9 protein-coding genes are annotated in these 10,540 nt (G+C 48.8%); all 9 read right to left on the bottom strand.

Features of this window, described 5'->3' with window-relative positions:
• Nucleotides 1-105: 105 nt before the first annotated feature.
• Nucleotides 106-1,380, bottom strand: a complete 1,275-nt coding sequence (locus ACFPXP_RS09140) for a normocyte-binding protein (RefSeq protein ID WP_379893909.1) — start codon at nt 1,378-1,380, stop codon at nt 106-108.
• Nucleotides 1,381-1,517: 137 nt separating this feature from the next.
• On the bottom strand, nt 1,518-3,176 hold the full coding sequence (locus ACFPXP_RS09135) for a PP2C family protein-serine/threonine phosphatase (RefSeq protein WP_379893908.1): 1,659 nt from the start codon (nt 3,174-3,176) through the stop codon (nt 1,518-1,520).
• Nucleotides 3,177-3,227: 51 nt separating this feature from the next.
• A complete protein-coding gene (locus tag ACFPXP_RS09130) occupies nt 3,228-4,070 on the bottom strand; it encodes a protein phosphatase 2C domain-containing protein (protein ID WP_379893907.1) in 843 nt (280 codons plus the stop codon).
• Nucleotides 4,071-4,080: 10 nt separating this feature from the next.
• Complete coding sequence (locus tag ACFPXP_RS09125) at nt 4,081-4,608, bottom strand: FHA domain-containing protein (protein ID WP_379893906.1); 528 nt, start codon at nt 4,606-4,608, stop codon at nt 4,081-4,083.
• Nucleotides 4,609-4,666: 58 nt separating this feature from the next.
• Nucleotides 4,667-5,212, bottom strand: coding sequence for an FHA domain-containing protein (locus ACFPXP_RS09120; protein ID WP_379893905.1), 546 nt, complete (start codon nt 5,210-5,212; stop codon nt 4,667-4,669).
• Between the two features lie 53 nt (nt 5,213-5,265).
• A complete protein-coding gene (locus tag ACFPXP_RS09115; RefSeq protein ID WP_379893904.1) occupies nt 5,266-5,691 on the bottom strand; it encodes a J domain-containing protein in 426 nt (141 codons plus the stop codon).
• 92 nt (nt 5,692-5,783) lie between these two features.
• A complete protein-coding gene (locus ACFPXP_RS09110; protein ID WP_379893903.1) occupies nt 5,784-6,209 on the bottom strand; it encodes a membrane-associated protease 1 in 426 nt (141 codons plus the stop codon).
• A 121-nt stretch (nt 6,210-6,330) separates the two neighbouring features.
• On the bottom strand, nt 6,331-8,505 hold the full coding sequence (locus tag ACFPXP_RS09105; RefSeq protein WP_379893902.1) for a transcriptional regulator: 2,175 nt from the start codon (nt 8,503-8,505) through the stop codon (nt 6,331-6,333).
• Between the two features lie 735 nt (nt 8,506-9,240).
• On the bottom strand, nt 9,241-10,200 hold the full coding sequence (locus tag ACFPXP_RS09100) for a serine/threonine protein kinase (protein WP_379893901.1): 960 nt from the start codon (nt 10,198-10,200) through the stop codon (nt 9,241-9,243).
• Nucleotides 10,201-10,540: the final 340 nt, after the last annotated feature.

Here is a 10,540-nt window from a genome sequence, read left to right as displayed (position 1 = left end):
TCGCCCTTGTTAAACAATCCTCAAACCATTGGCGTGTTTGTCAAGAGCGATTGCGGCGCATCTCCTTCCAGTAAATAGGAGAGAAGCTAACCCTTTAGGTAGTTTTCATAAATCTTTTGACACTACCCAGCGATACTCCGGAAAGGCCCTCTGAATTTCCGATACGATAAAGCTCATGCTGTCATATCGATGCGCCGTGCCCGTGTCCGCTTTAAATACCAGGCGCAGCACCGGCTTCCCCGCTTCCTTGCGCAGTGTATCCAGCAGAAAAGGGTTCATGTCATACGCCGCATCATCATCCGTCTTCTGCGGATCGGTATCGATACGTTCCAGCCTTAAGCCATCCGCTGCTTCGAACGAATGAATGATGCGCGATATTTCTCCTGCCGTACGAATGCTGGCGGCCCGCTGGGCTGCGAATTTTCCAATAAATCCGGGTTTTCTTCGATTCGTGAACACCCCCTGCTTCAATAGCGCAGTCGCACCACCTGCTGGCTGGGTCACTTTCCACACGTGCCACACGCCCGCTTTTTCCTTCGGAGCAATGACCGAAATCTCGCCTTGCCCGCGCCGAATGTTATGAATTTCCTCCTCGCTGGAAACCAGAAAACCATGTCCTTCTCCGTATTTGCGCAGAGACAGCACATGCTCATAGTTCACCCTGTCCCCTGCAGGCATGGGAAAGCCGATTGTCTTTAATTCCAGCTTCTCTATATTCCAAAGCGGAACCATATCCTCCCGCATGAAATACTGCGCTTCGCCCAGCTCGAGGCGAAATTTCTCCAGCTGTGCCGCTTCACTGGGCATTCCGTCACAATGTACCAGCACAATATCGAAAAATTTATGCACAGATGGATGGTTGACCGTCCGCCAAGGGATTCCATTCAATTGAAAAAGCCGGTACGCCTGCTCGATTTCCCGTGTATAAACATTCGATGGGCGGAGTCTGACCGCGATATCGTGCGTCCCCTCTGTCGTTACCAACTGACCCGCGTAAGAGTTGGAACCGGAAAGCAGCTTCCGAAAGGAAGCATGATCGCATTCCATATAGACCGTCTTGATCACCGTCTGTACGCCCTGCACGAGTCTCTCACGCAGCTCCATCCAATCCACTGCAGCCGGCGCAAGATCTTCCTCCCGCATCGGAAATAAATATTCGTGAACCGGATCTACTTCGTCTCGTGCACAGATCGACGCATGGATATCGTAGGCTGCCTCCTCATCCTGTACTTCCCCAAAAATCCGCTCCTCTAAAGCCTTGTTCACGGATTGTTGGTGTTCCGCAAGTCCGACGAACACGCCGCTTAAGACGTCACGCAGCCGCTTGCGCTGCTCCAAGTCCTCCATTTTATTCAGCCGTTCGAACACCAGTTGTTTCATCAGGAATCAACCCTTCCGTCATGCTTGCTTCATGAATGTCCTAACTTTCCGGCACAGCCCATTCGTGATCGGCACCCTATAAGAGCGGAAACACTGCAAATAGCTCATGCAGCCTCCCCATTCCATTCGTCTGCTCCTTAGTTCGCAGGCTTTGCCGCGCCGCCGGTCTGCTGCGTGCCGCCCGATTGACCCGTTCCTTGCGCCGTGCCTTGACCGCTGCCTTGGGCCGCATCCTCCGGCTTCTCTTCCTCTGGCGGGTTCAGCTTCTCTTGCGCCTCGATGATCTTGTACTGCACAGCCAGCACTTTATCGGTCTGACCGGCTTTCTGATAAATGTTTTGAGCGACCGTATACGTTGCAATGGCCTTCGCGTAATCTTTGGCCGCCATCTGCTTATCGCCCTGCTTCTCGGTATTTTCCCCTTCTGCCAGCTGCTTGCTCAGTTCGATCTCTGCGGTCTTCTCTTTCACCGCGTCCATCTTCACCTGCACCTGCTGCTGTCCTTCCGTGAAGGAAGCCATCATTGCCTGTTCATTCGCCTTTTGATACAGCGCCTGTGCTCCCGCAAAATCACCGGCCTTAAACTTCACATCCCCCTGCTCAACGATGCCGAGAATAACCAAATACGACTCTGCTTCCTTCTTCGAAGCCTCCACCTCGCTCATGTCGAACGATTCGTAATTTGAAGCTTCCTTAAGCGCTTTATCGTACGATTCGACCGCTTTTTCGTAATCGCCGTCCTTGAAGAACTGATTGCCCTTCGTGACCAGCTGGGCAACCTCCATTTTCTCCCCGATGAGCTTTGTCTGTATTTTATTGTTCAGTCGGTTCGATGCATTTCTTGCCAAGCTGTATTCATTCAATGCCTCATCAAAATCGCCCTCTGCCGCTTCCTTATCCCCGTTCCTCTCATGCTCGGTCATCGTCGTGATCGTCTCGGCTTTGACCTTCACGGAACGGGCTTTGTAATAATACGCCCCTCCGCCGAACAAAAGCGCAGGAATCAGAATCATCGCCACCCTGCGTACGATCTTAGTATAATTACGCTTCTTCGGCGCTTCTTTGTATGTCTTATTCACGTACACGACGGCTGCCGTGTAGTTGTTCACAATGCTGCGCTGCTTGCTGAGCAGCACTTCCTCCAGCGTGTCCAGCAAATCCTCTGGACCGTCCGCTTCTTCGCGGGCATCGAGCATTTCCATGGCATTCACGCCCTCCCACAATCCGTAGGAGCACAGCACGATAACGTCGTCGTCCTCCAGCTTCACCTTCTTTGAGACGTACGGTTCGAACGTCTCCGGCTGCCCGAGGTAGTGGAGCAGGTTCGTCCGCTCCTCATGCCGATCGACATCCTCCTGGCGAATTTGTCCGTATTCGGCCATCCGCTGAGCTAAGCTTTGATCCTTGCTTTGATGCAGTACCCGCTCTTTGTTCAAGTGATACATGCGCGAATTCCCGGCGACGGCCCAGATCATATGCGAATAGTCCGTGACGACCAGTACGAGACTCGCCTTCAAACGGACACGTGTGCTTTCGCTATGCAGATGCTTGTGCGCTTTATGCAAATAGGACCTGAGCCTGCGTCTGGACATCGTGGGACGCTCCGTAAACTGCGCAAGCACGCTTTCCACAGCAAGCCTCGCACTTTCGGTATACTGGCCGTTGTCCAATCCGTCCGCCAGCACCCAGCATGCCATATCGTCCAGCTCCGCATAGGCGAAGAAGTCCTTATTTTCCAAGAAGGTTCCTTCTTCAGACAGAAAGCTTGTTTTCAGGTCGCTGTTGTCTTTTCTCATCGCATGAACTGCTCCTTTTACCGATCTTTAGCTCTCTTCGCAACCTGCTTCTTACCAGCCTTTGTCGAGAATGATCACCGTCGCGTTATCCTGATTCGCTCGTCCCTTCCGCTCGACGGCCTCAATCATCGCTTCCACCGCTTTCTGAGGGGAGCCTGCCCCCATCACCAGCTGTACGAGCTCAATATCCGTCAATGCGCGATATACACCGTCGCTGCATAAGATCACCTTGTCGCGCTTCTCCAATGGAAAAGGCTCTTTGCTCGTTTCAATGGAGTGAAAGCCCTCGTGTCCCAAATAATTGACGAGGCGATTTTTCAGCGGATGTGTCAGTACTTCCTGTTTGCTGATCTCTCCCGCAACGAACCGTTCCTCCAGCACCGATGAGTACGTCTGATTACGGTTCATGCGCATCACGTCGCCACCCCGGATCACCGCGATCATGCTGTCGCCAACGGACGCCCAGTACAGAAGACCATTCTGAATGACCGCCGCGACGAGTGTGGTGCCTCCTTGGGCTCCACCCAATCGATGGACGATTTCCCTGTTCGCACGAATGGCCGTTCTTTCAAAGAACGATTTGAAATCACGGTCGCTGTCCGGCTTCTCGAACCCTCTGATCATGGTCATCACGGCGATCGTACTGGCCAGCCGTCCGTTATCCATGCCGCTGATCCCGTCAGCTAAAGCCGCGATTGTCGCTTTTCCGTTATGCGCCGTTGCAAAATAATCGTCCTGTTCCTCACGCTGTCCAACCGTCTGCCCGTTGCCAATGCGAATTCGAGGATTTTGCAGCCGCTGATGGAGGACCCGGCGAACAAGCAGCAGTATGGCGAAGCAAACGATCAATGCCAGGACGATGATATACGGCAGCCACCCTTCTGCTGCATTCATTGTCATCATCCTATCCCGTATGATTTTCCCATTCGAAGTGAACGCCGCAGAGCGGAATAAATATAAACTTGCTTCGGCCCATTTGAATCACGTCATATGGCGTTAATTCCACCGGCGAATACACCGCTTCATTGTTGTGATAAGCGAGTCCCGACGCGTCTCCGGGCAGAAGATAGAAATTGCGTTTTTTCGGATCATAGACAATCACGGCGTGGTTCCGTCTGGAAATCGCATTATCCCCGATAATTTGAATGTGCATATCTTCCGAGCGGCCGATGAAGTTCTTCTCGGCATGAATCCGGTAATCTTGTCCAAGCTGCGGTCCTTCAATACAGACAAGCCATCCCGTGACCGGCTCGATTCCGCCCGCTTCCTCCAAATAGGGCATCGTTTTTTCGTCCGCTGCCAGCGCCAAATTCCCTTGTTCCCTATGGCCTCCGGTCGGTTCTACCTCTGCCGACATAAAGCAGTAGGGACATGTGCTGCCGTGTTTTCTTGTACTGAACATATGTCCATTTGCGCATCTTGACAAACTCATATCGCTGATTCCCCTTTGTATGTATAACTTTCCAATGTTAAAAATCAGGCTTGCTCCTCTATAAGACGAGCAGCTTCGTATTCGCGATATAGATCACATCGCCCGGCTCTACGCGGTGCGGCGTTTCAATCTCCAGCTTCCGCCTTGCCTGCTGGCCTGCCTTTTTGATGCCGACTCCATTTTTCGATTGAATATCTTCCACATACCAGTAGCCGTCCACCAAATTCAGCACCGCATGCTGCCTGCTGACCAGCGAAGCGTACTCCGCATCAATCAAATTAATGTCAATTTCATCGGTGATCGGACTTTTACCGATCAAAAGCGACGTTTGATCTTCGATCTGCCATTCTTTCATGACATGCTCCGCTTCATCCACAAGCACCAGCTTGGAAATCGACGATACTTTCGTCCGGCTTTTCACCGCCTTTGGCCACAGGTACACGGATACATACCATGCGGCGGATAATGCCAGAAATACGCCGAAGACGTTCTTCAGCACAACCTCTTCGTTAATGACATAAACGAATACGGTCGCAGCGATGGCGATGATTGCCATCAATATTTCGATTCCCTTTATCCAATAAAAACCCGTTGTTGCCTTCATCGCTATTCCTCCTGAGGCATGTTGTTACGATCTTTAGCTAGGCGCTCTTCGGATTATTTCTTCCTGACTCCAAAGTAAGATTCAAACCAGGCATTCGCATGCAGCGGCTGACCGCCTGCTTGCTCCCTACTATTTTTCTTTCGTTCACCTGTTTTCGGATCAAATCCGAAAAACCGTTCAAAGCTTTGCGCCACATTCGCCATATCCAATCCGGCACTGCTCTGCGTCCTTGGTTGTTGTTTGCGGGCTTCTCCTGCCTGCTCACTGCGCCCGTCCAGCTCGGCGTCGTACCTTTGTCTTGCCGATCCATCGCTTAACGTTTGATAAGCGGTCACCATTTCTTGGAATATCCTAGATGATTCCGGATTGCCCTGGTTCGCATCTGGATGATGCTTCTTTGCAAGCTTGCGATACGCTTTTTTAATGTCGTCTGCTGACGCATTCCGTGCAACGCCCAAAATGTCGTAATAGGTTTTCATTCATCCACCGCCGATCAGGATTATTTTCCTGTAAAGCTATGAAAGGGGCATGAATGCCCCCTCCAACTCCCTAGAGCGTAAAAGCGCTCTGATTATACGGCATAGCCGCCTTCCACTTTAGTCATTTCGGTTTTGTCTTTCTTTTGTTTGATGAACAGCTCAAACGTGCCAACGCCTTCTGTGAGCCCGAAGCTTTCGGAATAGTCCACCACGAATGCATTAGGGAAATGAATTTTACGAATCACTTGGTCTGCCGCGATGACTTCAAGCGTCACTTTGCGGTAGCAGTCCGCTTTTTCTGCGGAAACGAGCGACCATAGAGCAAGCTTCATGGTGTCATCGGCATTGTCTCCGTCCGTTGCAGTAATGATTTTGCCTGTCATACGAAGCGTTGCACCCACGTCTGTGGAGCGAGCATTGGAATCATCCGGTGTGTCCGTTTCAAACTCAACCGTTTTGATGTTGTCCATTCCGAGCTCGATTGTTTCGGATCCTTCAACCTTCAATCTGAAACCCATACGATAATACCTCCTAGAAAATAAATAATTTCTTTCCTCGCGTGAACTTCGCTTGATTCGCTTGAGGAATGTATGTATGAAGGCGAACTTTTGGAAAAAAAGCTGCGCCTTATACGCGAACTTAAACAACCTTCGCAGCAGAAGTTGCCTTATGGATCGTCACCTCGAGGTTCTTCACATTGCCATTGAACACCAGATCGATCTGGCATACATTCGTCTCTTCGTCGATCGTATAGCTGATGTCATCGCCATCTTGGATGATCGAATTGACATAGCCTTTATCTCCAAGCCATCTGCTTTTTTGGCTGCTTGGGTTGTTGCTGAAGAACTTGACGATATTGTCATGCTTGAAATCTCCGGTTTGGAAACGCAGCATGCGTTCGATGTATGTGCTGACCAGCGTCTTGTATATAGAATCATAGCCATCTTCGGTCGCAGCCAGGCTTCTTGCTTTATAGACCGTGATTCGGTTAATTTTGACTCCCTGCAGCTGAGCATTTTCGGAAGAGAAGATGAAGCCGAAGTTGTTTCGGTTGATGGAATCCTTAATTGTATTCGTAAAGCCGGAAATCTCCTTAGCCATCGTCGTCACAGCGCGCAGGCTGTTTTCTCCCGCTTCGATATCGAAGCGAACGCCTGGATATTCCTTCTTCACCTTCTTGAATGCCTCGCGCAAATATTCCGGGCATTGGCAGGCTGCGATTAATCCTGCTGCGACGTAAGCCGCTCCAACATAAACTCCCTCGATCCACAGCTTCAGAATGTCCTCTTTTTCCTTGGAGAGCTGCACGCCCTCCTCGGTTTTGGTCATCTTGCTGTCGATGACGACACCGGACTTGTCCTTCGGAATGATCGTGAAATTCGGCAAGCATGGAATGGCAAATTCGCTGTAGGACTTACGAGCCATCACTTCGCATTTGTCGATGAATCGCTCGATGCCTGTCGTTGCCACGCTGTTGAACGTTGTATTTTCGCCGTTCTCAAAGTTGAAAAACAGCTGAACGCGATACGGCTTTACGACTTCAAGCAGCATCGTCAAGGACTCCAACGTATTTCCGTCCTTCACATCCGTCGATGCGTTCCCTTTAAAGCGCGCTCTGCGTACCTGCACATTGCCGCCCGTGCTCTCCATTTGGATGGATGGGACGATGCCGAACCAAACCGTATCGGTGAAATCGTTCTTCGAGTTTACGGAATTCAAATACATTTCCAAACGCGGAATGTTATTGCTCTTGACGAGCTGATCCAGCTTGCAGTTCGTTACCAGCAGGGACGGCTTCATACCGCGATTCTTCGTCGTATACTGATCGAAGAACATCTTGACGCCGAGAATTTTCTCCACCAGCGGCTTCACGGTCTTCACGAAGTCATCCTTGGCTGATCTATAAAATTCTAAGTAGGTATTGTAGTTTTGTACTTCTTGTTCAATGTTGATCTCTTGATGCGTCACCGGCAGCGGGCAGAAGGTGCGCACGACCAGATCTTTCACATAGGTTGTCGGATTGTCCGTGATCGCCTCGTAATCTTCTTCAAAGACGGAGACCAGCCCCGTATGAGTATCCTCGTTCACTAAGGCCAGATCGGTAATCTCCGTTTTCGGCGCCTCAATGATTTTCAGTTCGCCGGAATCACCAATCGTCAGCATGCCGATCTGCAGCGAATCGTCCTTGCTTTCCATTTGCGATTCGCCCAGCAGCAGTCTCGTCTTAATATCATCGATCGCCAGCGGCAGCATGGCCATGACGTTGTTGTAATTGCGGCTTGCCTCTTCAAATTTCGCATTCAGCTTGTCGCCAAGATCGAGTTTGCGAGGATCGCCGTCTTCCAGCTTCTCGTATTCCGTATAGTAGTAGTTGATTTCCTTACGAACCTGGCGAATATCATCCATCACTTTCCGCGGTGAAATCATATCGAGCAAATTCTCGAATTTAAAATCTACGTTGGGAATGCCTTGACTGCGTTTCGTGTCAATCAGCGTAAACAGCATTTTCAGAAAATCGTTATTTTGATCAATGCGAATTTCCGAAATGCAATCCTCTGCAATCCCTTCCGGTTTCTTCAGCGTATACATGACCTTTTGTGTAGAAGCATTATAAAAGGAGTAGACCGCAGGAGTGAATTTTTCTAAAAACTCCTCGAAGCTTCTTACCAGCAAATGCTGGTTCACCTCTTTAATCTTCTCGTCACTCAAGCTCCCTGTACCCATCGTTTCTCCAACAATCGTCAGTAAGTCGAGCTTTTCGGGATTGATTTCTTCAAAAAGCATAGTACGATTCGTCTGTTGTATAATTTCCATCGATGCTTACTCCTTTCTACTAAAAGGCATCCTATGAGGCCCTCTTATTTCTAACGTTAAAGAACGTGACCATGACTGTGGACATGTTGAAATAACACAACCAGTGAATGCTTATGAAGCAGATTGCCATGCAAACTTGCTCATATAGATGTTTTCTTACAAATACTAGATTGAAATCTAGCATATTGGATGGGAGTAAAAATTGTCAAGATTATACATTTTAGGTAATTGATACTGATTTTTAGGTCCTATATCCATGACTTTCTTTGATTCGCTTGTCATAATATGGAGATCACACATCATATAATGATGTTTTTTCCTTTTTCTTCTATATTTTTGACACATTCTCACACGCCGACAAACTTTTCATAATCCAAATGGACTGATCTGCTAAATCATAAATTTACAAAAAAAAGCCGCCTTGACGGCGACTTAGCAGCTCGTTATCTGCTTCATATGACCTAGTGTTCATCATTTCACTTCCAAAACGAGGAGTCTGCCCGTGATAACGCCCTTTTTCATCCCTGTGAACATTGGAGCGCCAAGGCTTGCATATCATCTTCGCTGACTTGAGCCACTCCGAATGGCCATTCAACTATATATTGTCATAGCCTCGGCCTTTAGTTCACTTTCGTTTCCGCTTTCTCCGCATCGGAAAAGGCCGCCCTTATCGACCTTTAACGAATCGGGCAGCCTCTTGCAATCTTATGTCATATTTTTATAAAAATCCTGATGCTATACCTTTTCGGTCAAGCCATTGGACGTTTCCGCCAAGCGGGTTTGATGTGCGCCAAGCTTCTTCTCCAACCGCTTCAAACGGAAAGCTTCATACTGCAAAGCGGCTTTCAGCGTTTTAAGGGATACTCGCTTTTGCGGTTCCACGGACAGGCCCTTCATAATCGTTTGCGCCAGCATGCTTGAAACATTCGTCTTCAGCTCTCTTAAGGGGATGATCTCATCCTCAATCAGTCTCTCGGACACATCCGGCGGCATCGTTCCGCTAATATAATAGTAGAGAACCGCTGATAAACTATACATATCGGACCACGGCCCCAAGCGGGAGGTTTCCGAATACAATTCCAGGGCGGAAAAACCAGCCGTCGTCACGACCTGCCGCTTTTCCGAACGGGTAAAGGAAACGGCCGATCCGAAATCGATGAGCCACGGCTTTCCCTTTTTCCCTATGATGATATTGCCGGGCTTGATGTCCCGATGTATGTATCCTTTGCTGTGAATATATTGCAATGCGTCCACTAAAGGCAGCATCATCTGCTTAAAAAAGCTTGCTTCTAATTGGCCATCCACTTGACTTCGGTAATGATGCAAGGCAGAACCTCTGCAGTATTCTGTGACTAGATACCCGGTCCCATTTTCATTAAAGTGGGCGGCATAAGACACGATATGCGGATGATCCATCTCCCGCAAAATATCGATTTCGCTGCGAAAGCGAAGCAGCCACTCATCGAAGGTCTTGCGCAAGGAAGGCTTTCTGCAAACAACGGACCTTTGATCGAGATCCCGCAGAACTAGTTGGTTCGGGTAAAATTCCTTCACTACCACGGTTCGCTTTAAGCGTGTGTCTCTGGCCAAATACACAATCGATAATTCACTTGCAGCCAGTGCAGCATATATTTTATATCTGTAATTCAGGATGACCCCTTTCTTCAATCGATGATCATTTAAGACCAGCTCCAATGTTCGCGCCCTCCCTTCTCTGTTATTCTAACATATAGAGAAAACCAGATTAAGAGAAGAGCAAATGCTCATTATAACGGTAGATTTACCAGAGTGACCGATGAGATGGATTACACTTATATACCGACAAACTTATAATCAATAATACTATTCATGAATTAACACTTGATATCATGGGATTTATATAATAAAATGGGCGATAATGTAAGAATTCGATCAAGTCCGAATTTGTGTGTAAATTCTCCCTCGGTTAGCTAGGAGTCTTTACCCAATTCGGGTAACTTTCGTTTTTTGGTTTGATTTGTGTTCTTGTTGCCATGTAAGATACTCGGTCATGTCT

Source organism: Marinicrinis lubricantis (assembly GCF_042658665.1).
Taxonomy (GTDB): Bacteria; Bacillota; Bacilli; order Paenibacillales; family KCTC-33676; genus Marinicrinis; species Marinicrinis lubricantis.
Note: the sequence above shows the minus strand (reverse complement) of the source record. Positions and strands in the feature narration are given on the sequence as shown.